The organism is Lacinutrix sp., from assembly GCF_029238095.1.
In the GTDB taxonomy this organism is placed as follows: Bacteria; Bacteroidota; Bacteroidia; order Flavobacteriales; family Flavobacteriaceae; genus Lacinutrix.
Genome location: NZ_JAQWGS010000024.1, coordinates 72,066 through 96,748 on the forward strand (window position 1 = coordinate 72,066; position 24,683 = coordinate 96,748).

Below are 24,683 nucleotides of genomic sequence, written 5' to 3' on the forward strand. Positions count from 1 at the left end.
TTATGTCAATTATAGTAAATTTAGATGTTATGATGGCTAAAAGAAAAATGTCATTGAATGCACTTTCAGATAAGGTAGGTCTTACTCTATCAAATCTTTCCATCTTGAAGACAGGTAAGGCGAAAGCTATAAGATTTACAACTTTGGAGGCTATTTGTGAAGTTCTTGAATGCCAACCTGGTGACATATTGGAATATTCGAAAGATAAATAGTAATAAAAATGTTTAATGTTTAGTTCCGATTTTTTTTCAGCTTGTACATAATTCAATAATGAAACGCGTTTCATTATTTTATCAGACGTTAATCGAAGTTAGTTTTTTTTCAAAAAAGTCAAGTTTATAATTTTTGCTTTACTGAAGCAAGTTTAGTACAAACGAAAGAATAAGTTAAAAGCTAATACCAAATAGTACAACATCGTTTATAAAGCCACTTTGGTAAGAACGCACATAATCTACACGTAAAAAACGAAACTTACCAAAACCAATATTGTCTACACCAATAGAATATTCGCTATACGGTTTGTTGTCCTGTGTAATAGCTGCGTTGGCACCTAAAATAAGATTAAAATTTAGCTTATTTAATACAGGTATTTTATTTAATATATAACCATTAAATCTATGCTCTGCATGAAACTCAGCATAATTATTATTAGTACTTAGAGCATAATAAGGCAAGTTTTTAAAAGCATTTAAATACGAGCCATCTAGTTTTACATTGGTTTGGTTGCCATTAAAATGGTGGTAATCCATAAAAGCAATATCGTCTGCTCCAGAAAAAAGACCTCCAAGCATATTATATTCAAATTCACCTTTATTTCCAATAGCTACACGTTGTCTTAAACGTGCTTCGAACTGGTCGAAATTATAATTAGAGTTAGTTGCTGCAAAGCCTTTTTCGTAACCAACAGAAAGCGTTGGATATTTTCTGCTAGGAATATTATACTTGCCATCTGGATAGCTTAAATAATCTTGAGCGAAATTAATAGTTGTACTAACGTTTAACTTGGCAATATTGTGCGTTATAAATGGAGTAGATGTAAAATTGGTTTCGTTTAAAGGATTGTTACTTGTGTATTGGTCTCCATTTTCGTTAACCATAACATAATCGGTATTATTAAACAAGGCTTTTCTGCGTTCAAATCCTATATTTGAATTTAGTCTAAAACCATTAAATAACTCTTGAAAGTAACGTGCTTGTATGTAGCTTTTTTCGTAGAGTTTCATATAATTATCTTCAAAAAACAAAGTACTTACTAAATTCTCTGTACTAGAAATAGGGTTAGAACTGTTAAACTGTTCGGCTTTTACTCCTCCAGAAAGCGAAATAAAACGATTGTTAATATTATTAAATTTATAGTTTACAGCTACTGTACCTCTTAATCGATCGTCTGCTTCACCATAGTTTAGGTTTCCAGAAATGTTAAAAAACCTGTTATAGTCGTCAATTTCTTTTGTGTAACGCATACCTAAACTACCATTCCAGCCTTGTACAGTATTAAATGTAATTTTCTCTAAAGGAGAGTCTATACTAAAACGATAATTTTTATGCGAATTCTGGTAGCTGTAGCCACCTAAAATGTCGCCTAATTTAAAGGTGTTGTTTTTTTTGTCTATTGAATCTAAATAGGGTTTAGATTCTTTAACCAATTGAATACTGTCTTTTCTAACATAATCTGTAGATTCTTCGACAGTAAGAGGAACAGGACGTTTTTGATTCCAGAAAATAGAATCTTTTTTATTCGAATTTTCTTCGAAAGAGAGAATTTCTCGTGTAAAGTTTTTAGCAGTAAATTCTGGTGTAAAGTCGTAATCACTATACACAGCTGTAAATCTACCTTCTCCTTTGATTCCAAAAACACCATATTTAAAATCGATAGTTTGAGAGATTAAAGCCCAAATATTATCTGTTTCAGAAAATGAAAAGGTTTGTTTTAATGCAAGTAAGTCTACAGGAGCAATTCCTGTACGCTTACCACTAATAGTAACATCTGTTGCATAAATTAGCCATTGGTCTTCAACAATATAAATGTATCCAGAAAAGGCAGCATCATTATCTCGTTTTGGTGTGATTAGTATTTTATTGATGAGGTTATTATTGTCGTCGTAAAAAATGCCTTCTAATTTATATTTGTAGTAGTTAAAAGCATAGTCTGCAATAGGAGAAATTACAGTATTTCCAAGGTCGAAAGTGTTGTTGTAAAAGTTGTAATTTACATCTGTAGCATTGTTAAAGCTAAAACCAGTAGCATCACCACTTACTTTTGACGCTAAAATTTTCTCTTTTAAACGTCTTTGTTTTTTGTATTCAATTTTTGAGATCGTTTCAGATAAGTAAATAATACCAGTTCGAGTAGAATCTAAACCACCACCAAGATCACCAACCTCTTGACCAAATACTTTTTTTGGAGCGTCTTTAATTTTTATTAGTCCACGAGAATAGAAATTAGCTTTGTATTCGCTTAATTTCTCTAGTACTTGTTTTCGTTTTGCAATAGTATTTCTAATAATTTGGTTTGCAGGATTTTCTTCAGAATTAATAACCACTTCACTTAAAGAAATATTTTCTTCAACAAGTTTAGCATCTAGTACATATGGAAAAGCTGTTATTGAAACCTTTTTTTTAAGTGTTTTAAACCCTAAATATTGAAACACTATCGTGTAATCTCCTGTTTTCTCCAGGTCTAAAGTATAATTGCCTTCTTCGTTTGTTGTGGTGCCAACATAAGTATTGTTAAGATAGACACTAACAAAAGGAAGCGTTTCTCCATTATCTGAAGTAACATTACCAGTAATTTGTGCAAATGTAAAGTTTACAATAAAAGATGAAAAGCAGAGTAGTAGAAATTTATTCATTGGATAGTGTTAGTTGCTTATTCTATAGACGTTATTTTTTATAAAAAGGTTGCCTGTAGAATACTCAAACATAAAAAAATAAATTGTTATTTTTTTAGTTTTAACGCAACTTTAATTAATAATTAGCTTTTTTGTAGTTGCTGTCTTTTCTGTTTTAATGGTAACAAGATAGAGGCCTTTGGCAATATTGTTTAAAGCTATTTTGTTGTTACTGCTTTTTAAATTGCGCTCTAAAATTTTTTGTCCCATAATGTTGTGGATTTCTAAATCAGCAGCAATGGTGTTTTTTAAATTTATATTTAAAATACCATGAGTAGGATTAGGATACATAATAAAGTTTGAAAAACTATGATGCGCTGTACTAAGTGTATTGTTTAATTCTAGTATTGCGGCTTGCATATTGGGTAAAGGACCTATGGAAACTCCAGCACCTTGAGCAATTCCTGTATTTACCATTAACATTCTTAACTCTTGAGCAGATAGATGGTTTCCAGTTTGTTCAAAATAATAGGACTGCAAAACAGCAGTAAAACCTCCAACAAGAGCTGTTGCTGAGCTTGTTCCTCCAAAACAAGAGTTATAAGTTTGGTTAAAATCGTTACCAAAAACAATATCACAACCATTTACTCCTGTTGTGTATACATTTTGTCCCCAAGAATGAACATTTACTCGAGATCCATATGTTGTATACCATAATGGTAAATGCATAGTGTTTGCACTTCCAGCTCCAACAATAATGGCACTACTGTCTCCTCTTGCATTGTAATTATTAAAGGATGTTGCATCTAAATTTACACCACCATTTCCAGCAGCAGCTACAACTATTATTCCAGCGTCTGTTGCGGCTTTTGTTAAGTCCCAAATAGCTTGTTCGTATTCTGCTAAAACAAAATTACCGTTTGGTCCATAGGTTTGCATTTCAAAGATTATAATATCACCACTGGCAGAATTATCTATAGCATTAGAAGTTGCTAAAACGCGATTATAACCATATTCTTCTGTCCATTCTGGATATAGAATATACTCATTTGCGCCATGTGCTAAACCGCTTATTCCATAAGCGCCTTTGTTTGCAAAAACAATACCTGCAACACTAGTGCCATGCTCTGTATAAGCTAAAGTGGCTCCAGAATTTATTGTTGTATTTAAAGCAAAAGCAGCGTTGGTATGGTCTAAATCTTCATGATTAGTATTCATTCCATATTCAACAGCTCTAATGTTAATTCCTGTTCCATTTATCCCATTATCCAAAGCATATCTTACATGCATTCAAGGATTAGATTCAATATAGCCTTGATTGTTTTCTAAATCTGTTGTTATAGGTGCAATATCATGAGGAGGTTTTATAGGCGTAAGATTGGCTTGATAAGCATAAACTAAATTTGGTAGTTTTTGCAAGCCTTCTAAAAGCTTTTTTGCAGTTTCATGATCTAAAACAGCTTCAATTCTAAACGTGTTTTTTAATGTATGATTGCTTTGAGATTGTTTTGCAAGTTTTTCTATTTTTTGATTAGAAATACTGTAAGCATTATAAATTTTAAAAGGATAGCGATTATTTAGATTATTGATGGCTTCAATGTCTAATATGTTTTTTGGTGTCTCAAAATGTAATGCAGGACTTAATTTTATATAAAATCTATTTAAAACAGTATTTGTTTGAGAAAAAGAACAATGAGTTATTACAAGCAGGAGTAATACTAGTATGTTTTTTTGCAGAATAGCATATTATGTTTAATTAAAGTCTTTCTTAATGCGTGCTAAGTTACGTTTATTGTCTCTATCTTTTATGGTTTCACGTTTATCGTAGAGTTTTTTCCCTTTTGCTAATGCAATAATTAGCTTTGCATAGCCATTTTCATTAATAAATAGACGTAATGGTATTATTGTTAAACCAGAATTATTAACTTCTTTTTCAAGTTTTTTTAATTCTTTTCGGTTTAATAGTAATTTTCGTTCTGCTTTTGGCGCATGATTGTAAATGTTACCAAAGCGATATTCTTGAATAGTCATGTTAATAACAAACAATTCATTTTGCTCATTAAATTCGCAAAAACTTTCTGTAATAGATGCTTTGCTATCTCGAATAGATTTAATTTCTGTGCCTGTTAAAACTATTCCAGCAGTGTATTTATCTAATATTTCGTATTGAAATTTAGCTTTTTTATTGAGTATGTTTATGGTTTTTTGCATCTATTCGCAAAGCTAAAAAAATAGAATCAATCTAGCATTTTTAGTTCATGTTTTATTTTACTATCTGTAATGGTTACAACATACATACGATTGTAGATGCTTTCATCTATTTCTTCATATGCATTTGCGTTAATAATGCTATTTACAAAACCAGGAATGGTATTACTATGGCCAACAACAAATACGTTTTTACCTTTGGTTTCTTTTAAAAAGGTTTTGTAATTTATAGTTGTAGGATTGTAAATTATAGTTTCAAGATTTTGAGCTTTAGCTGTTGGATATGCAGTATTAATTGTGCGTGTGTAGTCTGTTGAATACACAGCGTCTAGTGTTTTGTTATTAAAAAAAGCAGCCAAGTTTTGAGCACGTTTTTCTCCAGATGCTAATAATTTAGGATTATCTACTGGAATAGTGTCTTTTTCTGCATGTCTTACTAAGTAGTAAGTAGTTGTTTCTTTTATTGTTTTGTTTTCGTTTTTTGATTGGCCACATGAGACAGTAAAAACGACAAGAACGTAAAGTATTATTTTTTTCATTTAAAATAAATTTAAGCAAGCTCTAAGGCAATTTCTATCATGTCTTTAAATGTTGTTTCTCTTTCTTCGCTAGTTGTTGTTTCACCTGTAACAAGAGAATCTGAAATGGTAAGAATCGTTAATGCTTTAGCATTGTGTTTTGCTGAAACTGTATATAAACCAGCAGTTTCCATTTCAACACAAAGGACACCAAATTTACTCCATTTTTTATAAGATTCGAAATCATCTGCATAAAACTCATCGCTAGTAAACACATTTCCAGCTTTTATAGCAATGCTTTTTGCTTTTGCTGCTTCAACTGCTTTTATAAATAATTCAAAGTCTGCAGTAGGAGCGTAGTCTGCTCCTCCAAAACGAAGCTCATTAACTCCAGAATTAGACGAAGCTGCCATAGCAAGTACTACATCTCTTATTTTTATGTTTTTTTGGTAAGAACCAGAACTACCAACACGAATTAAATTTTTTACACCAAATAGTGTAATTAATTCGTGCGCATAAATTGAAATACTTGGAACTCCCATTCCTGTTCCCATTACAGAAACTCGTTTGCCTTGGTAGATTCCTGTATAACCTAGCATACCTCTAACTTTATTAAAGCAAACTGGGTTTTCAAAAAAAGTTTCGGCAATCCATTTTGCACGTAAAGGATCTCCTGGTAATAAAATAGTTTCTGCTATATCGCCTTTTTTGGCTCCAATATGTATGCTCATTTGTTAAGTTTAAAGTTTATAAGTTATACTCTAAATATTAATAATTATTTCCTTCGGAAGAATCTCCAGTTACAATAGCAATTCCGTTAGATGTTCCTATTCTTTCTACACCAATATTAATATAGTCTAAAGCTGTTTTTGTATTTCGTATTCCACCTGATGCTTTTATTTTGGTTTTTCCACTTGCAATCACACTTTTCATAAGTTTCACATGATTAATCGTTGCTCCACCAGAACCAAAGCCTGTAGATGTTTTTATAAAGTCTGCTCCAGAATTTATAGCCAACTCACTCGCTTTAATAATTTCAAGATCATCTAAATAGCAGGTTTCTAAAATAACTTTAAGTGTTTGGTTAGGCATAGTTTTTTTTACGGCCTCAATATCCTTACAAACAGCTACAAAATCTTTAGTTTTAAGTAAACCAATATTTAAAACCATATCTATTTCATCTGCACCATCTTTAAGTGCTTGTTTTGTTTCTTCTACTTTTGCTTTAGTACTCATGGCACCAAGTGGAAATCCAATAACACTACAAACTTTAATATCTGTATTCTTTAATTGTTCTTTTGCTAAAGAAACAAAGCACGAATTTACACAAACAGAAAAGAAATGATGTGCTTTAGCTTCTTCACAAAGTTGTATAATATCGTTTTTTGTAGCTGTAGCTTTTAATAATGTATGGTCTATATATTTGTTTAGTTTCATAAATACAAAGTTACAGTTTTCATGATAGTTTTAATAGTATTTTTCTACCAGATATTTGTAGTCTACTACATAGAAAAAGTAATAGATTATTTTTCTGCATAAACTATAAAAAAAAAGCGACATTCAACTTTACGTTTTATGTCGCTTTTTCAAACTAACTAACTAACTAACCATTATTTTAAACCGAGGTGATTTCTCATTTAGTATACAGTAACATTATTTTGTGATTTTTAAAACTCTTCGGTTACTAAATCACCTTGGTTTCTAAATACTAATTGTTTATTGAAAGCATCTAATAATATAATGCTATCTGTTGTTACATTTCCAGAAAGAATTTCTTTACTCAAAGCATTTAAAACTTCTTTTTGTATCACGCGTTTAACAGGTCTTGCGCCATATTCAGGATTGTACCCTTTATCGCCTAAATACGCTACTGCTTCTGGTGTTGCATCAAATGTTATACCTTGCTTCGCAATCATTTTAGTAACATTTTTTAGTTGTAGACTTACAATTTCTATAATGTTTTCTTTAGTTAAAGGTGTAAATAAAACAGTATCATCAATTCGGTTTAAAAACTCTGGTCTTACCGTTTGTTTAAGTAAGCCTAATACATCTATTTTAGCCGCTTCCATTGCGGTTTCAATATCTTTGGTTGCTACAAAACGTTCCTGAATTAAGTGACTTCCTATGTTAGAGGTCATGATAATTATAGTGTTTTTAAAATCTGCAGTTCTCCCTTTATTATCTGTTAAATGACCTTCGTCTAATACTTGCAATAAAATATTAAAAGTATCTGGATGTGCTTTTTCAATTTCGTCTAATAATACAACAGAATATGGTTTACGTCTAACAGCTTCAGTTAATTGTCCTCCTTCATCGTAACCTACATATCCTGGAGGAGCACCAATTAGTCTGCTTACAGCATGACGTTCTTGATATTCACTCATGTCTATTCTTGTCATAGCACTTTCGTCGTCAAAAAGATACTCAGCTAGAGCTTTTGCTAATTCGGTTTTACCAACACCTGTGGTTCCTAAAAACAAGAAGGTTCCTATAGGTTTATGAGGATTTTGCAATCCGGCTCTAGAACGACGTACAGCATCACTAACTGCAACAATAGCTTCTTCTTGTCCAACAACACGCTTGTGTAATTGGGCTTCTAGTTTTAACAATTTTTCACGTTCGCTTTGCAACATTTTAGTAACTGGAATACCTGTCCATTTTGCAACAACTTCTGCAATATCATCATAAGTTACTTCCTCTTTAATTAATGAAGTTTCCGACTGTGCTTTTAGATCTGATTGTAGCTTCTCTAAAGCCTCTTGTGCTTCTTTAATTTTACCGTAACGCAACTCTGCCACTTTTCCGTAATCGCCATCGCGTTCGGCTTTTTCAGCTTCTAGTTTAAAGTTTTCAATAGCTTGTTTAGTGTTTTGTATGTTATCTACAACCTCTTTTTCGCTTTTCCACTTCGCATTAATCTCGTTTCGTTCTTCTTTTAAATTGGCTAAATCGCTACGTAGAGACTTTAGTTTTACTTCATCTTTTTCCCTTTTTATAGCTTCAATTTCAATTTCTAGCTGCATGACCTTTCTGTCTAAAACATCTAACTCTTCTGGTTTAGAATTGATTTCCATACGTAATTTTGATGCCGCTTCATCCATTAAATCAATGGCTTTATCTGGTAAAAAACGATTGGTAATATAACGTTGTGATAATTCTACAGCACCAATAATAGCTTCGTCTTTAATACGTACTTTATGGTGTGTTTCGTATTTTTCTTTAATACCTCTAAGAATAGATATCGCGCTTTCTGTGTCTGGTTCGTTAACCATAACTTTTTGGAAACGACGTTCTAAGGCTTTGTCTTTTTCAAAGTATTTTTGGTATTCGTCTAGAGTTGTGGCACCAAAAGCACGTAACTCTCCACGCGCTAAAGCAGGTTTTAATATATTTGCTGCATCCATAGCGCCTTGTCCACCACCTGCACCAACAAGCGTATGGATTTCGTCTATAAACAAAACAATATCTCCTTCGCTATTGGTCACCTCTTTTATGACTGCTTTTAAACGTTCTTCAAACTCACCTTTAAATTTTGCTCCAGCAATAAGCGCTCCCATGTCTAGTGCAAATATTTGCTTATCTACTAAATTTTCTGGGATGTCTCCATCTACAATTCTATGCGCTAAGCCTTCTGCAATTGCAGTTTTACCTGTTCCAGGTTCTCCAACTAATATTGGATTGTTTTTTGTTCTTCGTGATAAAATTTGAAGAATTCTACGTATTTCTTCATCTCGCCCAATTACTGGATCTAATTTTCCGTCTTTTGCTAATTGGTTTAAGTTTTTAGCATATTTATTAAGCGCATTATAGGTTTCTTCTTGACTCTGAGAAGTAATACGATCTCCTTGTCTTAATTCGTCTATTGAAGCTTTTAATCCTTTTTCTGTAACGCCTTGGTCTTTTAATACCTGAGCTATTTTGCTTTTAGATTTAAAAATGGCTAAAATTAAATGTTCGATAGAAACATATTCATCGTTCATCTCTTTAGCAATAATTGAAGCTTCGTTTAATGTTTTTGATGCGTCTCGAGAAATGCCTAATTCGCCTCCAGAAACCTTTGAAAAACTTTCTATTTGTTTGTCTAAAATTTGTTTTAGTATTGGGAGATTTACATTCATTTTTTTTAAAATGAAAGGCAACACATTTTCATCAACCTCAAAAATAGCTTTAAAAATATGTTCGTTTTCTATTTGAACGTTTCCTAAGCCTTGTGCTAGCTGCTGAGCTTGCTGTATGGCTTCTTGTGATTTTATTGTATAATTATTTGGGTTCATATAGTATTTTTTGTTTTCCAATAAAGCGGAATAATTGTTTTTTATTTTCAATTTCAGTGTGTATAAATCAATTATCTTACCATTAACAAATACGAGACAAAATGTCTGTTAGGTATTGATTTTAAATGACTTTTAGTCAGTTTAGTCCTTAGGTGTTATAAATATTTACCTCAATTGTATTGTTTGGTTTTTGTATAGGTATTAATTTAGAATAAAATCCTTTGATAGGATATCTTTGTTATTTAAAAAAAATACTATGAAAAATTATTACTTTCTTATTTCCATTGTTTTTTTGCTTGTTTTAAATCCTTCCTTTTCTCAGGAGATGCCAATAGATTTTTCTGATTCTTCAGATAATTTTACTGCCTTCTCTGGAAGTGGTTTTGCTTTTAATATAGATCCAAACGATAATACCAATCCAGTTGGTCAATTTTTTAACGATGGCGTAAATGCTTGGCAAGGCTTTACAATTGATTTGTTAAGCCCAGTTGATTTAGATTTTCAGAATACAATTTCTTTATCATTTTATGGATTTGATCCTAATACTCATACTATACTTTTAAAATTAGAAAATGGAGCTAATGCAGATGTACAAGTGACACAAAATGTACCCTCTGGAGGCGGTTGGACAAATAATATAACTTTTAATTTTGCTAATGCAGTATTAAGTTCTGATGGTACAACGCCTATTAATGCTACAGGCACTTATAATAGGTTAACCATTTTTATTGATGGAGGTGTGACCACACCAGGAACTTATTTAATTGATAATGTTGATGATGGTTCTATAGTAACTAATACTGATCCTGTTTATGATAATCTTGTTTGGTCAGACGAGTTTGACGGAACTGGACCAATTGATAGCAGTAAATGGTACCAACAAACACAATTAATTGCAGGCGATAGTTGGGCAAATGGAGAACAACAGCATTATACAAACCGTATCGATAACTCGTTTAGAGATAATGGAAGCCTAAAAATTATTGCAAAAGGAGAAACATTTACTGACCAAGGTGTTACAAAACAATATACATCTGCTAGATTAAACTCTAAGTTTTCTTTTCAATATGGACGTGTAGAGGTAAGAGCTAAACTACCATCTATAGCTGGAACTTGGCCAGCTATTTGGTTATTGGGTAAAAATATTAATGAAAATGGTGGTTATTGGGATAATGAAGGTTTTGGAACCACCACTTGGCCAGCTTGCGGCGAAATAGATATTATGGAACCTAATATTGCTAAGACTCAAATTTTAGCAACCTGGCATTGGGATAATGGAAGTGGTTATATGTATGATAGTAGTAGTATTGCAACTTCTAATACAGACACGTCTCAAAACTTTCATATTTACGAATTAATCTGGAGTCCGCAGAATATGAAAATTTACATGGATGGTATTTTAATAAATCAATTAGATTCTATAGATCCGTTTAATCAAGAATTTTATATTTTATTGAATGTTGCAATGGGTGGGAATTTAGGTGGTGCAATTCAACCTGGTTTTAACCAAGATACTATGGAAATTGACTATGTAAGAGTGTATCAAGAAACTCCATTATCAACAGAAGAATTTACTAAAAATCCTATGATAAGTTTTTATCCTAATCCAGTAAGTACTGATTTAAATATCTCAATTAACGATTCAAACGACCAAAAAGGACAATTGCAAATAATGGATGTTAGTGGTCGTATTATTAATAAAGCGTCATTTAAAGTCAGTGCTAATAAGTTTATTCATAACACCAATGGATTGCAATCTGGTTTGTATTTTATGAAACTTTTGCTTGATAACGGAAAAGAACATACTTTTAAGTTTATAAAGAATTAATTTTGTAAGATTTAATGTATTATTCGACAATTATAACATGGGATTTTTAAAAAATATATTAGGTGGTTCTTCTGAGCCAAAAGCTAAAAAATCACTTCCTTGGAAGCCTCTAACGGATTTAAGTCAGTTAAATGAAATAGAAGCATTGTCTAAAGGCAAAACACAAGTTGTCTTTAAACATTCTACAAGATGTGGAATAAGCAGTATGGTACTTAACCAATTTACTGATGCTTTTGATGTTAATGCAAATTTAGATTTGTATTACTTAGATTTATTGAATTTTAGAGACGTTTCTAACGAGGCTGGTTACAAGTTTCAAGTATTGCACCAATCTCCTCAGCTTTTAGTTATTAAAAATGGAGTAGCAGTTGCTCATGCAAGTCATGGTGCTATTAATGAAATGGATTTGGCTCGGTTTGTGTAGCAATAGAGTATAAACAAATAATAATTGTAAAAAAAAAGCGACCATAAGGTCGCTTTTTTTAACTTTTAAAACTATAGCTTACAATAATGTTTTTTAGTTTCAGTTTTAAGTCTTCTGCTGTATCGAATACCATTTGCTCATTGCTTGGAAAATGTAACCTTTGGTTTTTTAGAATCTGTATATCTTCATTAGTTAAAGCTCTTCTATCTCCTCTTACAGTTGCATATAGGTTGTCGAATATAAATTCGCTATCTATTGGGAAGCTTTCTAAAACGTGATTTTGTTTTAAATCGGTATAAACAACCCTTGCAATAACTTGGGTTGATTTAAACTGGTTAAACTCATAAAACCTTGCTTTAGCTGTTATAATTTTATCTTGTTTTATATCGTTTCCAAGACTATCTTTTACTACATTCCCTTGTGCGTCTAATACATATTCCCAGCCATCAACTATATTCTTTTTTCTAATAATTTGCCTTTCGGTAATATGCTCAGGAGAAACGATTATTCGTGTTAATTGTAATGCCATTGCATAATCATATTCAATCTCTTGATTTGCATCTGCATGGTAAACTGTCCAAAAATCGTTTAATCCATAAGTATCAAAATTTAATAATTCGTTATGCAAACGTATTGGTATAATTTGATGCGTTTGATTTTCAATGTCAACAATTACGTAATCTGTTCCTTGATGATGAGCTATATCTATTAACTGTCTTACATCTTTAAAATTTGGGTTTATATTTTCAATATAATTTAATATTTTAAAAGCATTTCTATTATCTATTTTATTTTCACTTTGCATTAAGGTAATTGCAGAGTCGTATTTATAGTTGGAAACCTTTGCTCTATATTCTACAATTTCATTTGTATAATCTTTAAAATTTAAAGTTAAAAGCTTTCCATTTACATGTAATGGCATTACTGCTTTTATTGCACGTTGTCTATCTTCTAGATCTAGATAGGTATTAAATATATTTTGATACAATTCTGGGTTTCCCTCTTTTTTTAGATGATTAATAGTGTTGTGGTTTTCTTCAACTATTTTATAATAGGCATCTTGGAGCATTACAATGTAATCTTGCTTACGCTTTTTGTCTTTATTATGCTCTAATTTTTTAAGTGCATTACTAATAGCCTGATCATAGTTGCCAGAGTGTAGTTGTTTCTCAATTTGTTTTCTTCCAACACAAGATGTTAGTATTAGAAGAAGGACTGTAAATAGTGTAAAGTTTTTCATCTTCTTCTGTTTTAATGGTTTATACTGTAAGTATAAAAACAATTAACATGCCAAAAAAGAAAAAGCCTTTAAACTGTATGTGTTTAAAGGCTTTTTAGATTTTATTTTTTCTGGATTAATTACTAGATAGTTTTATTATTTGTTCCTTGTAAATAGGTTTTCCATCTTCTGTAATACCATTTATAATAAGCTTAACATTATCATAATCTCTTCGATTTATCTTTAAAAAATTATCTGCATTAGGTTCTATATTAAAATTAGGAACCCAATCTATAGTGCTAAAATTATCTATGGTTCTTTGGCTTGAAAATACAAGATCCGGAATTTCGTATTTTTCTTTAGGTTTAATAAAACCAAAAGTTGTATCAAACGCTTTTACATTTTTGTTTTTTGCAACTATTTTTTCTCCGTTATTTCCATTTTTAGACACAACGTGCAATACTCCATTTGGAAAATTTGAACCATAGCCAGCACCATTAATGTTGAGCACTACATAATCAATCTCATCTGCATAAATAAAACCGAGTATCGATAAGTCTTGTAATATGGCTCCATCCCAAACAATAGCTAATGGAGGATTTATTTGATCATTTATACTTCTTGGACCTCTAGTGTTTACAAGTTGTGGAGTACCATCTGACGTGTATACGACATTAGTACTAGGTAAAGTTTGCAAAAATGTTAAAAATAATGTGTTATTAAACCCTGTGTCTTCTGGTTTAACAACTCTTGAAGCTGAAAGTCCTAAAATACCACTATTTTTTAATTGTTGTTTTAATGCTAATTCTTTTTTCTCTTTGTAAACCTCAAGGCTAACTTCTTCTAATTGCTGTGCGCCATAAAATTCCGGAAGTCTAAGATTATCATTGCTTTTAGATATTTTGTTTAAGCTATCTGTTTTTTTTAAATCTTCTTTTAAATTAATATCTATATTTAGAGTAGGATTAGCTCTGTAATCTATATATGTATTATATACATAGAAGCTTGCTTTTTCAATTTTTCCTTTCTCATTAATAAGTGATAGGCTATATTTTGTAGGATGATTTAATAGTAATTTATCGAACTGAAATTTTCTATCGCTATCAATTTCGGTTAAAGCTGTAATTTTATTATCAGGAGAAGATAGCATGATTTTATATTTCGATAAATCTTTCTCATTTGTTGTCACTTTTCCATTTAAAGTAATGCCTCCTTCGCTAGCGTATGGTATACTTTTATCTGTTAATGTATTATAAACAAAGAGATTGTTTTTTGCTTCTAATTGAGTGATAGCATCTAAATCTTTTTCATTATAATTGATAATGCGCATTGCAGTATTATACTTATCGCTTTTTATGTAAGGCTTAATAAGGTAATCTGAAACAATATTAGATTGGTTTTTGTAAACGATTGTTTCCTCTGGTAATACCGAAACACTAATGTTAGCCATTTTAGTGTTTCCGTATAAATTAAAATTTAAGGTTAACGAATCTTCAGAAACTTCATCTTTAATAATATTTAAAGAGATATTATTTTTATCGTATATGTAGAAATTTTTACTGTAAAGTACCTCTTTATTATCATTAAAAATAGAAATAGTATTTAAGCCATCTAAAGCATCGTTTTTGGCAAAGTTAATTTTGTAAATCTCTTTATCTTTGTTAAATTTTATTGGTGCCATTGCTCGCAATGAACCTTCACGATGCAAAACTGCAAAGCCATACGTGTTGTCTAATTTGTTTATTATAGCTGTTTTGGGCGAAATTTCGAATGCAATTGCATTATCGTTATTGACAGCTGATCTAAATATTTCAAAACCTTCTTTACCTTCGTTAAACTTTGTTAAGTTTATAGTTTCAGATAATACTTCTTGATTAATATTTACTGTGTTAGCATCAGATAGATCAACAATCTGAATTGGAAATATAGCTTTACGATTAAAGTTTTTATTCCATTGCGTATCTAATTGTAAATAGTAATTTCCGTTTTCTAATGTTTCAGGAAGTTCTAATTCTCCATAGGTTTTGCCATTTTCGGCATAAAACAAATTGCTAAGTACTAGTTTAAAGTTAGCATCGTATAGGTTTAAGTAAATATTTGCAGATTCTGTAAAGGCTGTATTAGAATCGTCTTCAGCAATATAGGCTTTAAACCATATTTTTTCACCTGCAAAATAAATAGTTTTATTGGTGTGAAGAGAAAATTTTTCAATTTTGTAGGTGTGAAAGTAGTCACTATTAACTAGTGACATTGCTTTGTCATTTACAGATTCTTGTGCAAAAATTATTTGAAATATTAGGCTTAGTATAAAGCTTAATAGAAGAGGTTTTTTCATTTTTTTTAATAAAATTTATAAGATGAATTATTTAAATAAGACATCAAAAAAAGAAAAAGGTTTAAACTGTAATTTTATTATTTATACTGGTTTATTTGTTTTTTTAGGTTTAAACACTGGTAGAAGTTGCGTTTTAACTTCACCAAAACCAATTCGAGTACCATCTTTTTCGCAATAGCCTCTCATTATTACGGTGTCGAAGTCTTGTATAAATTTACGTTCCGTTCCATTATTTAATTTAACAGGTTTTTCTCCTCTCCAACTTAACTCTAGCATAGATCCATAAGAATCTGGTGTTGGTCCAGAAATTGTACCACTTCCCATCATATCTCCAGAGTTTATTGGGCAGCCATTAATGGTATGATGCGTTAATTGTTGCGCCATACTCCAATACATATGTTTAAAGTTTGAACGGCTTACAATTGTTTCTTTAGCTTTTTCTGGCTGTATTGAAACTTCCAAATTAATATCAAAACTCTTTTTACCTTTTTGTTGTAAATAGCTTAGTTGTTTTTTTATAGGTTTAGGACTTTCAACTCTGTAAGGTTCTAAAGCGTCTAAAGTTACAATCCATGGAGAAATAGAAGAAGCAAAACTTTTTGCTAAAAATGGACCTAATGGTACATATTCCCATTTTTGAATGTCTCTTGCGCTCCAATCGTTAAACAACACTAAACCAAAAATGTACTCTTCTGCTTCTTCAAGAGGAATTGGTTCTCCTAAATCGTTTGCATCTGTAGTAATAAACGCCATTTCTAATTCAAAATCTACTAATTTACTTGGTCCAAATACTGGCTCTGTTGCTCCAGCAGGCAAGGTTTGACCTTGTGGTCTATGTACAGGAATACCAGAAGGAATAATAGAACTACTTCTACCATGATAGCCAACAGGAATATGTAGCCAGTTTGGTAATAATGCATTGTCAGGATCTCTAAACATGGTTCCAACATTTGTTGCATGCTCAATACTAGAATAGAAATCTGTGTAATCACCAATTTGTACTGGTAATTGCATTTCTATTTCATCTAAACGAAACAATACCGTTTCTTTATGTTTAAGGTTTCCTTTCAGGCTTTCATTTTCTTCATCAAAAATCTGTGCAATTCTATTACGTACCAAGCGCCATGTTTTACGACCATCTGCAATAAAATCGTTTAAAGTATCTTGTAAGAAAATATCATCAGTTAATGGTATACCTTCAAAATAACCTAATTGATGTAAAGCGCCTAAATCTATAGCTGTATCTCCAATTCTAGTTCCAATGGTAATAATATCGTCTCTAGTTAAAAAAACACCAAAAGGAATATTTTGAATAGGAAAGTCTGAATTTTTATCGACGTGCAACCACGATTTTCGGTCTGGATTATTTGCTGATAATGGCATATTTAAAATTGTTGATTTGTTGTTTATAAATTCTAAGTAAATATATGTTTTTTGAACTATTTACAAGGCTTATTTCTTATTTTTGATAAATTTTTAACTATTAATAGATTTTTACTTTTGTAAAAATTAATAAACAATATATTTATGCAACGCGACGAACAAATATTTGAATTAATTCAAGCCGAAAAAGAAAGACAATTAAATGGTCTTGAGTTAATAGCATCAGAAAACTTTGTTAGTGACCAAGTTATGGAAGCTGCAGGTTCTGTTTTAACTAATAAATATGCTGAAGGTTATCCTGGAAAGCGCTACTATGGAGGTTGTGAAGTAGTAGATGAAGTTGAGCAAATTGCTATTGATAGAGCTAAAACTTTATTTGGTGCTGCTTATGTAAATGTACAACCGCATTCTGGAAGTCAAGCAAATACAGCAGTGTATCATGCTTGTTTAAAACCAGGAGATAAAATTTTAGGTTTTGATTTGTCTCATGGTGGACATTTAACTCATGGTTCTCCTGTAAATTTCTCAGGTATAATCTATAATCCAGTATTTTATGGAGTAGAAGAAGCAACAGGTGTTTTAAATTACGATAAAATTCAAGACATAGCAACAAAAGAAAAACCACAATTAATAATTGCTGGTGCTTCTGCTTATTCTAGAGATATCGATTTTAAACGTTTTCGTGTAATTGCAGATAGTGTAGGAGCACTTTTACTAGCAGATATTTCTCATCCATCTGGTTTAATTGCCAAAGGGATATTAAACGATCCGCTTCCACATTGTCACATTGTAACAACAACAACTCACAAGACTTTACGAGGGCCAAGAGGAGGTATGATATTAATGGGAAAAGACTTCGATAACCCATTTGGATTAAAACTTAAAAACGGAAATTTACGTAAAATGTCATCCTTGTTAGATTCTGGAGTATTTCCTGGAAATCAGGGAGGGCCTTTGGAGCATATTATTGCCGCAAAAGCAATCGCTTTTGGTGAAGCTTTAACAGATGAGTTTATGCATTATATGTTACAAGTTAAAAAGAATGCAGAGGCAATGGCAAAAGCTTTTGTGTCTAGAGATTATAAAATTATTTCTGGAGGTACAGATAACCATATGATGCTTATTGATTTAAGAAACAAAAACATTACTGGAAAAGAAGCAGAGCAAGCGTTAGTTAAAGCAGATATTACTGTTAATAAAAACATGGTTCCTTTTGATGATAAGTCACCTTTTGTAACTTCTGGAATTAGAGTTGGTACAGCTGCAATTACAACACGTGGTTTAAAAGAAAATGAAATGGAAACTATTGTAGATTTAATAGATCAAGTTATTAATAACTACGATAATGAATCTGTTCTAGAAGAAGTAGCCACAAAAGTAAATACTATGATGAGTGGTTTGCCTCTTTTTAAGATGTAACTCTTAAACTCATATTTTATAAATTATTATATATTTGTAAAAAAGGTATTATGTTGAGAATCTTTACTTTAATGGTTTTATTTTCTATAACTTTTAGTCATGCACAATTGTCTTTTCAAGACAGTGCAACAGCTAAAGGTGTTGGTTATTCTTATGGTGCTTCTATCTATGGTGGAGGTGTTTCGTTTTGCGATTTTAATGACGATGGTTGGGATGATTTAACATATTCTACAACAGATGGTCAGCAACTCAAGTTTTTTCAAAATAATAATGGCACTTTTATAGAAGTTGATTTAGGGATTTCTAATGTTGAAAGAGTAAAACAAGTCCTTTGGGTAGATTACGATAATGATGGTGATAAAGATTTTATGGCCACGAGTATTTCTGGCTTTAATAAATACTACAGAAATGATGGTAATTTAACATTTACAGACGTTACAGCAACTATTGGTTTTTTTACTAATAATTTATATACTTACGGCATTTCTTTTGGAGATATAGATAATGATGGTGATTTAGATGCTTTAATAGCAAATAGAGATAATGTAAATGCTAACAACTACAGCTATTTATATAGAAACCAAGGCAATGGAACTTTTATTGAAATTACGGAGTCTGCTGGATTAAACCTAAATAATGAACTATCTTTTTGCTCAGCGTTCTTTGATTATGATAATGATGGTGATCAAGATATTTATATCGCAAACGATAAATCTCCTAATCCAAACAGATTGTACCAAAACGATGGTTCTGGAATGTTTACAGATGTTTCAGCTATTAGTGGTTCTGGTATTATTATAGATGCCATGTCCACAACTATTGGAGACTACAACAACGATGGATGGTTTGACATTTATGTTACAAACACCACAGCTGGAAATGTTTTGCTTCAAAACAATGGAGATGGTTCTTTTTTAAATGTATCACCAACTGTAGGAACAGAGATGAATACCATTTCTTGGGGATCTGTATTTTTAGATGCAGATAACGATGCCGATTTAGACTTGTATGTAAGTAGTAGTATGACAGGTGTAATACCTACTTTAATGTCTTCTGCATTTTTTGAAAACGATGGTGTTAATAATTATAGCATTCCAGCTGGAGCTGGTTTTGCTAACGATACAAGAAAAAGTTTTGCAAATGCTATAGGAGATTTTAATAATGATGGTTTACCAGACATTGTCGTTATGAATGATACAGATAATTATTTTCTCTGGGAAAACACAACAACAAATTCTAATAATTATTTAAAGGTAAAACTTGAGGGAACCACAAGTAATAAAGGAGGAATAGGTTCTAAAATAGAAGTTGCAATTAATGGCAATAGTCAATTTCGTTACACACTTTGCGGAGAAGGTTATATATCACAAAATTCAGGTACAGAAATTATAGGCTTTGGCTCTGCAACAGTTGCAGATTATGTAAAAGTAACATGGCCAAGCGGTATTGTAGATATTATTGATAACGTAACAGCAAATCAAGTATTAACTGTAGTTGAAGGAAGCTCTCTATCTACCGAAACCTATAATATTGCCAATGGATTAAGTATACACCCAAATCCAACACAAGGTATAGTAACAGTTAATAATTTAAAATCTAATGTAGAGCTTTCAATTTATAATATACTTGGAAAGCAATTAGCCACAAAAACATTAACTATGGTTAAAAATAAAGTAGATATTAGTAATTATTCTAAAGGTGTGTATTTATTTAGTTTAAAAGATCACGCTGGAAACTTAACCACTAAAAAAGTGGTGTTGCAATAACAATATTTATATAAAATATAAAAATCCCATTCGAAAGCATGGGATTTTTTTAGTTTGTAGGAACTGTAATAATTAAAGGGCAAGGTTTTACTAAATTGAGTTTAACTGCTACTTGTTTGATTTTTTTTAATTTGTGGTGATTGGTAATTTTATCGTTATGATTGTAAAAAAAATATTCTTTATAAATTCCATTGGGAATATTATTTTCTTTTTTCCATTCGTTATAGGTTAAAGGATGTGTTAGGATAGGCAAGTGGTATTCTGTGTTGTTTTTAATAATGTAGTGATTTGTGCCTATTTTATTTTTCTTTTTTTTTCTTTTACTTTTAAGGTATTTAAGTGTGTAACTTTTATATGTTTTAGAACTTATTATAGTATCGGATTGAATTGTAAAAGCATAGTTTCTAATTTTAGATTTGTATCTATTTGTCATTTTATGAACATTCTTACAATTATCGATGCTAATTAAATTAAAATTAAACAATTGGCTTCTTAAAACTTTTACAACAGAATGATAGTTGTCTATATCCGCAAATTCTAAAGAATAGTTTAATTTATCATGTCCTCTTACAGTTATATAATAACTATTGTCTTTAGAATTAGTATAAATGTATTGTGTAACTAACGTATCAGATTTAGAAGTATTAAATCTACACTCATACTCTAAAAGTGTATCAAATTCGTATGATTTTTGTCCGAATGAGAATGAGAAACTCATAAATAAAACAAAGGCTGTTATTCTCATAAAAAATTAAAATATGATTTAATCAAAAGTAATATGCTGATAAGCTCCTAAGTCTGGAGATGCAGTTCTACTAACGCCTAAAATGTCTTGAGGTACTTGAGAGGCAAATGTTGAATTACCAGCTCCATTGGCAAAAGAATCGTCACCAATTAATAAATCGTTTTCAAAAGGTGCTCTAAAATTAGGATCTTGATTACGGAAAAAACTTTCGTAATGTGTTACATCGTTAAAATCGTAATTTACACCATCTGGATTACCTGAAGAATCAGAAAAACGCGCTAAACAATTTGTGAATTTAAAATTAAAAACGACTCCACTGTCAACCACTTCATCAATTATAAACTCAGGATTATCGTTTCCGTAGATTATAGAATTATTAAAATTACATTCGGTTAAGTCTGCTAAAAAGGTTGTTCCTTCTCCATCTTGAACAAAATTATTAATTAAAAGCGCTGGAAACTGTCTAAAACTATTATTCCAATAATTTACAATAGTACTGTGCGTAAAGTTATATTTTCCGCCTAGAGTTAAAGCAACAGAAGATTGTCCAGCATTATTAACCACTAAATTTTCTGCTTTTATAGATGAGTTTCTTGCTAAAATACCATAATTGCCAAAATTGTATAATTGCGAATTTGTAATGGTTAATTTATTAAGAGGCGCATCAGTATTGCCATCGCTTAAAATACCTACTGTTCCGTTTTTTATTGTGGCATGATTAATAACATTGTTAACACTATTCTCGAAAAGCCATATGGTTCCCCATTGTCCAGGAACATCTGCAAAAGCAGGTTCTAGTCTGTCGCTTTCAAAAATAACTTCGTTTTCTAAGAGTTCTTCATCTGCACTTAAGCTTCCATTAACTTGTAAGCTAGCGTTTTCTGAAACTAAAAGACCAGAATTGGCATGAAAATGTACTCTTGCTCCAGCATCTATGGTTAGTGTTTCTCCATTTGGTACAGCAGCATAGCCATAAATAACGTATGGTCTTTGGTTGGTAAAATTTAATTCGGAAGGTAATAACTCACGACCTTGTATTTCGGTTTCAACAGTTTCTCCATCAATATTTAGGGTGAGTGTTTCTATAACACCAGTCGTATTATCTCGATCTGGATAAATAAATACTGCATCTTTAACTAAGGTAACTAGCTCTACGGTTTGTAGGTTGCTTCCAGCATCAAAATTTATTCTATCTGTATATAAAAACTCATTATCTAACAGTGTTTGGTCTTCAATATCTATTGTTGTTTCTACAAAAATAAATAAGCTGTCTTTGGCTTGTATTTCTACATTATTAAAGGTTTGTCCTGGATTTCCGTCTACATTTAACCTGTAGTTTGAAGTTTGACCTCGTTCTAGACCAATAGTAGGAATAGAGATGTCGTTATCACTTCTATTATAGACTTTTAGGTTATACGTACTCGAACCAATGTTTGTAAAAACAGTATCTAAATAGACGGTGTCTTTAGAAAACTCGAGACTTCCAGTACTAGGAGCGAAGTCAAAATCTTGACGACAAGAACTCCAAAATAATAAAAATCCGAAAATGGTAAGAAAGTAAACTATGCGTTTCATATTATGTTTTTGCTTTAACAGGACTAAAATATAACTTTTGCATTTATGTTTTAGTATTTATAGCCTTTAATTATTAAAATCTTTAATCTGTTTTATTTTTTTTAAAGTTCGCTATAATGGTAGTAAATTCATTACCTATAGTAATAATGTTTTCTAAAAGTTCCAATTCATTTTTGTCTTCTAGTAGTTTGCTATTTATGCTTTTAGCTTCACAAAGTTCGAAAAATAGAAACTTATTTTCCAGGTCTATATTAAGGGTTTCTATTAAAAGGGCATCATTAAAAAGTTTATTAGTACCATTAAATAAGGAAACTAGATCTTGGTAAACTATAGGTTTAAATGGTTCTGCTTTATTCTTGTTTTTAAATAGCTTGCCAATTAATCCTATTATTTTAATAAAATCTATATTGCCACTTGGTGCTTTGCCATAAAGGTGAGGGTTCCTTTTTATGTCTTCAAGAATTTGATTTCGCATAGACACGTTAATCGTTTTAATATCTGCTATTTTCTCCTTCTGGTTTCCATTAATGCTAACTTCTTCTAAAGTGTTATTTGCTTTTTTAAGTTGAATAACAAAAGGCTCTTTTTCGTAAATATGTTTCACAACAATTAGTTGAGTAATATAAAATATAGCGCTTACTTTTAAAGTGTCTTTAGCTTTTGCAGAAATGGTAAATGCTCCATTTTTATTGGAGAAAGTTGATTGTTTTGTGGTAAGATTTTCTATTTTAATATCTTCAACCTTAGACGTTGCATTGTAAACGACACCACTAATTTTTTGTGCTGTAACTGTAATACAACTAAATAAAGTAAAAAGGATGAAGAATTGTTTCAAAGACCAAAGACAATGGATTAAAAACCAAAAATAGAATTATCAACTAATATCTTGAAACATTTAAGATAGTTTTATAACTTGAATTAAATTACTATGGATTATTCTTCAATAATTTTAACTTCAAATAATTTATCCCAACGTTTTCCGGTAACAAAAATAGTTTGTGTTTCTGGATTATAAGCAATACCATTTAAAACGTCTAAGCCTTTGTGTTTTGTAACACGTTCTTTTAAAGGCGAGAAGTCAATAACTGCTTCTGTTGCTCCATTTTCTGGATTAATAATAACAACACCATTTTTTTGGTAGATGTTAGCATAAATTTTTCCGTTAATCCATTCTAACTCGTTAAGCTTTCCTATTTTACCTTTATTGGTATAGACTTGTATGTAATCGTCTTCAACTAAAGTTTCAGGATTTAAAAGCCATATTTTTTCTGTGCCATCACTTTTATAAAGCATGTTGCCATCGTTGCAAATTCCCCAACCTTCTTGGCTTTTACCAAATTTAAAAGTGCTTTTACGTTCGAAACTTTTAGGATTATAAACAAAACCTTTACCACTTAACCATGTTAACAGATAGAGGTTATCATTTAGCACTGTTAAACCTTCGCCAAAATAATTATCGGCTAAGTTTACGTTTTTAAGTACTTCGCCAGTTTTATAGTTTACTTTACGTAATTTACTTTCCCCTTTTTGTCCTGTACTTTCATACAATTCACCATTATAAAACTCTAAACCTTGAGTGTAAGACGTGATGTCGTGTGGATAGGTGTTTATAATTTGGTAACCAAAAACTTTAGGTGTTTCTGCATTTACTATTGAAATGGATTGTGTTACAATTTCTGTTTCTCTATCGTACTTAATGGTAGCAATAATATCATGACTTCCTAATTTAAAATTAGAAAGCGGTGTTTTTTCTTCAATATTTTTACCATCCAATGTATAGCTAATAGAATCTACTTCAAGATTATTAGGGTTTTTAATATTGAGTTCTAATACTTGGTTTAAAGCTATGGTGTTATTTTTAGCATTTGTAGAAATACCAAAATTTTTTTTATCTGAATTGTCTCCACAATTAGAAAGCGAAAATGCTAAAATTATGATAATAAGGTGTTTAAATCCGTTCATTTTAAAATTGTAATTTTAAGCAAGATATTTATTAAAATTCAGTTTAAAAAATATTGTGATAAATTTAAAAGATTGTATCTTTGCAACGGCAAGTCCTACACAACCAGCTCCTGTTGAATCCTCCAGGTCGGGAACGAAGCAAAGGTAAATGGTTGTAGCGGTGTGATGTAGGTAGCTTGCCTTTTTTTGTGCCCAA

Annotated in this window: 20 protein-coding genes and 1 other RNA gene; 6 read left to right on the forward strand and 15 right to left on the reverse strand. The window is 31.0% G+C overall.

Annotated features, from left to right (window positions below):
• Positions 1-2 precede the first annotated feature (2 nt).
• Complete coding sequence (locus P8H50_RS06895; protein WP_300207010.1) at positions 3-212, forward strand: helix-turn-helix transcriptional regulator; 210 nt, start codon at positions 3-5, stop codon at positions 210-212.
• A gap of 174 nt (positions 213-386) precedes the next feature.
• On the opposite strand, the gene P8H50_RS06900 is transcribed toward P8H50_RS06895, so the two are convergent.
• From P8H50_RS06900 to clpB, 8 genes are all read right to left on the reverse strand, one after another.
• Complete coding sequence (locus tag P8H50_RS06900; protein ID WP_300207013.1) at positions 387-2,852, reverse strand: DUF5686 and carboxypeptidase regulatory-like domain-containing protein; 2,466 nt, start codon at positions 2,850-2,852, stop codon at positions 387-389.
• A 111-nt stretch (positions 2,853-2,963) separates the two neighbouring features.
• Positions 2,964-4,121, reverse strand: a complete 1,158-nt coding sequence (locus P8H50_RS06905) for a S8 family serine peptidase (RefSeq protein WP_300207016.1) — start codon at positions 4,119-4,121, stop codon at positions 2,964-2,966.
• Entirely contained in the window at positions 4,122-4,250 is a 129-nt protein-coding gene (locus tag P8H50_RS06910; protein ID WP_300207019.1) for a hypothetical protein, read from the reverse strand. It abuts the gene before it with no gap.
• A gap of 333 nt (positions 4,251-4,583) precedes the next feature.
• Entirely contained in the window at positions 4,584-5,042 is a 459-nt protein-coding gene (gene smpB / locus P8H50_RS06915) for an SsrA-binding protein SmpB (protein WP_300207021.1), read from the reverse strand.
• Positions 5,043-5,068: 26 nt separating this feature from the next.
• Positions 5,069-5,578, reverse strand: coding sequence for a phosphoglycerate mutase family protein (locus P8H50_RS06920; protein ID WP_300207023.1), 510 nt, complete (start codon positions 5,576-5,578; stop codon positions 5,069-5,071).
• Between the two features lie 11 nt (positions 5,579-5,589).
• Positions 5,590-6,288, reverse strand: a complete 699-nt coding sequence (gene deoD, locus P8H50_RS06925; protein WP_300207026.1) for a purine-nucleoside phosphorylase — start codon at positions 6,286-6,288, stop codon at positions 5,590-5,592.
• 37 nt (positions 6,289-6,325) lie between these two features.
• Positions 6,326-6,994 carry a deoxyribose-phosphate aldolase gene (gene deoC, locus P8H50_RS06930; protein ID WP_300207029.1) on the reverse strand — a complete coding sequence of 223 codons (669 nt, stop codon included), beginning with the start codon at positions 6,992-6,994 and terminating at the stop codon, positions 6,326-6,328.
• Between the two features lie 230 nt (positions 6,995-7,224).
• Positions 7,225-9,831: an ATP-dependent chaperone ClpB gene (clpB, locus tag P8H50_RS06935; RefSeq protein WP_300207032.1), complete on the reverse strand. Its 2,607-nt coding sequence runs from the start codon at positions 9,829-9,831 to the stop codon at positions 7,225-7,227.
• Positions 9,832-10,087: 256 nt separating this feature from the next.
• Here clpB and P8H50_RS06940 point away from each other — a divergent pair, with 256 nt between their 5' ends.
• The gene (locus P8H50_RS06940) at positions 10,088-11,659 is read left to right on the forward strand and encodes a family 16 glycosylhydrolase (RefSeq protein WP_300207034.1); all 1,572 of its coding nucleotides are present in this window, start codon (positions 10,088-10,090) and stop codon (positions 11,657-11,659) included.
• A 37-nt stretch (positions 11,660-11,696) separates the two neighbouring features.
• On the forward strand, positions 11,697-12,083 hold the full coding sequence (gene ytxJ / locus P8H50_RS06945) for a bacillithiol system redox-active protein YtxJ (RefSeq protein WP_300207037.1): 387 nt from the start codon (positions 11,697-11,699) through the stop codon (positions 12,081-12,083).
• 58 nt (positions 12,084-12,141) lie between these two features.
• Here the strand turns inward: ytxJ and P8H50_RS06950 are convergent, their stop codons facing one another.
• The 3 genes from P8H50_RS06950 to fahA all read right to left on the reverse strand — a co-directional run bounded on the left by P8H50_RS06950 (position 12,142) and on the right by fahA (position 17,020).
• Complete coding sequence (locus P8H50_RS06950; protein WP_300207038.1) at positions 12,142-13,323, reverse strand: hypothetical protein; 1,182 nt, start codon at positions 13,321-13,323, stop codon at positions 12,142-12,144.
• A gap of 115 nt (positions 13,324-13,438) precedes the next feature.
• The gene (locus P8H50_RS06955; protein WP_300207039.1) at positions 13,439-15,637 is read right to left on the reverse strand and encodes a hypothetical protein; all 2,199 of its coding nucleotides are present in this window, start codon (positions 15,635-15,637) and stop codon (positions 13,439-13,441) included.
• 81 nt (positions 15,638-15,718) lie between these two features.
• The gene (gene fahA, locus P8H50_RS06960; RefSeq protein ID WP_300207069.1) at positions 15,719-17,020 is read right to left on the reverse strand and encodes a fumarylacetoacetase; all 1,302 of its coding nucleotides are present in this window, start codon (positions 17,018-17,020) and stop codon (positions 15,719-15,721) included.
• A 144-nt stretch (positions 17,021-17,164) separates the two neighbouring features.
• On the opposite strand from fahA, the gene glyA reads away from it, so the two are divergent.
• Positions 17,165-18,439, forward strand: coding sequence for a serine hydroxymethyltransferase (gene glyA, locus P8H50_RS06965; protein WP_300207071.1), 1,275 nt, complete (start codon positions 17,165-17,167; stop codon positions 18,437-18,439).
• A gap of 50 nt (positions 18,440-18,489) precedes the next feature.
• Positions 18,490-20,205, forward strand: a complete 1,716-nt coding sequence (locus tag P8H50_RS06970; RefSeq protein WP_300207074.1) for an FG-GAP-like repeat-containing protein — start codon at positions 18,490-18,492, stop codon at positions 20,203-20,205.
• A 49-nt stretch (positions 20,206-20,254) separates the two neighbouring features.
• On the opposite strand, the gene P8H50_RS06975 is transcribed toward P8H50_RS06970, so the two are convergent.
• From P8H50_RS06975 to P8H50_RS06990, 4 genes are all read right to left on the reverse strand, one after another.
• Positions 20,255-20,923: a hypothetical protein gene (locus P8H50_RS06975; RefSeq protein WP_300207077.1), complete on the reverse strand. Its 669-nt coding sequence runs from the start codon at positions 20,921-20,923 to the stop codon at positions 20,255-20,257.
• 45 nt (positions 20,924-20,968) lie between these two features.
• Positions 20,969-22,525 (reverse strand): hypothetical protein, encoded by a 1,557-nt coding sequence (locus tag P8H50_RS06980; protein ID WP_300207079.1) that lies wholly within the window; start codon positions 22,523-22,525, stop codon positions 20,969-20,971.
• 82 nt (positions 22,526-22,607) lie between these two features.
• On the reverse strand, positions 22,608-23,360 hold the full coding sequence (locus P8H50_RS06985) for a hypothetical protein (RefSeq protein WP_300207081.1): 753 nt from the start codon (positions 23,358-23,360) through the stop codon (positions 22,608-22,610).
• Between the two features lie 98 nt (positions 23,361-23,458).
• Positions 23,459-24,487, reverse strand: a complete 1,029-nt coding sequence (locus tag P8H50_RS06990; protein WP_300207084.1) for a glutaminyl-peptide cyclotransferase — start codon at positions 24,485-24,487, stop codon at positions 23,459-23,461.
• An 86-nt stretch (positions 24,488-24,573) separates the two neighbouring features.
• On the opposite strand from P8H50_RS06990, the gene ffs reads away from it, so the two are divergent.
• An RNA gene (gene ffs / locus P8H50_RS06995) (signal recognition particle sRNA small type) lies at positions 24,574-24,672 on the forward strand.
• Positions 24,673-24,683: the final 11 nt, after the last annotated feature.

Bases quoted from the DNA above. Each gene is read 5' to 3' on its own strand.
- P8H50_RS06895 (WP_300207010.1), top strand. From the start codon at position 3: ATGTCAATTATAGTAAATTTAGATGTTATGATGGCTAAAAGAAAAATG.
- P8H50_RS06900 (WP_300207013.1), bottom strand. From the start codon at position 2,852: ATGAATAAATTTCTACTACTCTGCTTTTCATCTTTTATTGTAAACTTT.
- P8H50_RS06905 (WP_300207016.1), bottom strand. From the start codon at position 4,121: ATGCATGTAAGATATGCTTTGGATAATGGGATAAATGGAACAGGAATT.
- smpB (WP_300207021.1), bottom strand. From the start codon at position 5,042: ATGCAAAAAACCATAAACATACTCAATAAAAAAGCTAAATTTCAATAC.
- P8H50_RS06920 (WP_300207023.1), bottom strand. From the start codon at position 5,578: ATGAAAAAAATAATACTTTACGTTCTTGTCGTTTTTACTGTCTCATGT.
- deoD (WP_300207026.1), bottom strand. From the start codon at position 6,288: ATGAGCATACATATTGGAGCCAAAAAAGGCGATATAGCAGAAACTATT.
- deoC (WP_300207029.1), bottom strand. From the start codon at position 6,994: ATGAAACTAAACAAATATATAGACCATACATTATTAAAAGCTACAGCT.
- clpB (WP_300207032.1), bottom strand. From the start codon at position 9,831: ATGAACCCAAATAATTATACAATAAAATCACAAGAAGCCATACAGCAA.
- P8H50_RS06940 (WP_300207034.1), top strand. From the start codon at position 10,088: ATGAAAAATTATTACTTTCTTATTTCCATTGTTTTTTTGCTTGTTTTA.
- ytxJ (WP_300207037.1), top strand. From the start codon at position 11,697: ATGGGATTTTTAAAAAATATATTAGGTGGTTCTTCTGAGCCAAAAGCT.
- P8H50_RS06950 (WP_300207038.1), bottom strand. From the start codon at position 13,323: ATGAAAAACTTTACACTATTTACAGTCCTTCTTCTAATACTAACATCT.
- P8H50_RS06955 (WP_300207039.1), bottom strand. From the start codon at position 15,637: ATGAAAAAACCTCTTCTATTAAGCTTTATACTAAGCCTAATATTTCAA.
- fahA (WP_300207069.1), bottom strand. From the start codon at position 17,020: ATGCCATTATCAGCAAATAATCCAGACCGAAAATCGTGGTTGCACGTC.
- glyA (WP_300207071.1), top strand. From the start codon at position 17,165: ATGCAACGCGACGAACAAATATTTGAATTAATTCAAGCCGAAAAAGAA.
- P8H50_RS06970 (WP_300207074.1), top strand. From the start codon at position 18,490: ATGTTGAGAATCTTTACTTTAATGGTTTTATTTTCTATAACTTTTAGT.
- P8H50_RS06975 (WP_300207077.1), bottom strand. From the start codon at position 20,923: ATGAGTTTCTCATTCTCATTCGGACAAAAATCATACGAATTTGATACA.
- P8H50_RS06980 (WP_300207079.1), bottom strand. From the start codon at position 22,525: ATGAAACGCATAGTTTACTTTCTTACCATTTTCGGATTTTTATTATTT.
- P8H50_RS06990 (WP_300207084.1), bottom strand. From the start codon at position 24,487: ATGAACGGATTTAAACACCTTATTATCATAATTTTAGCATTTTCGCTT.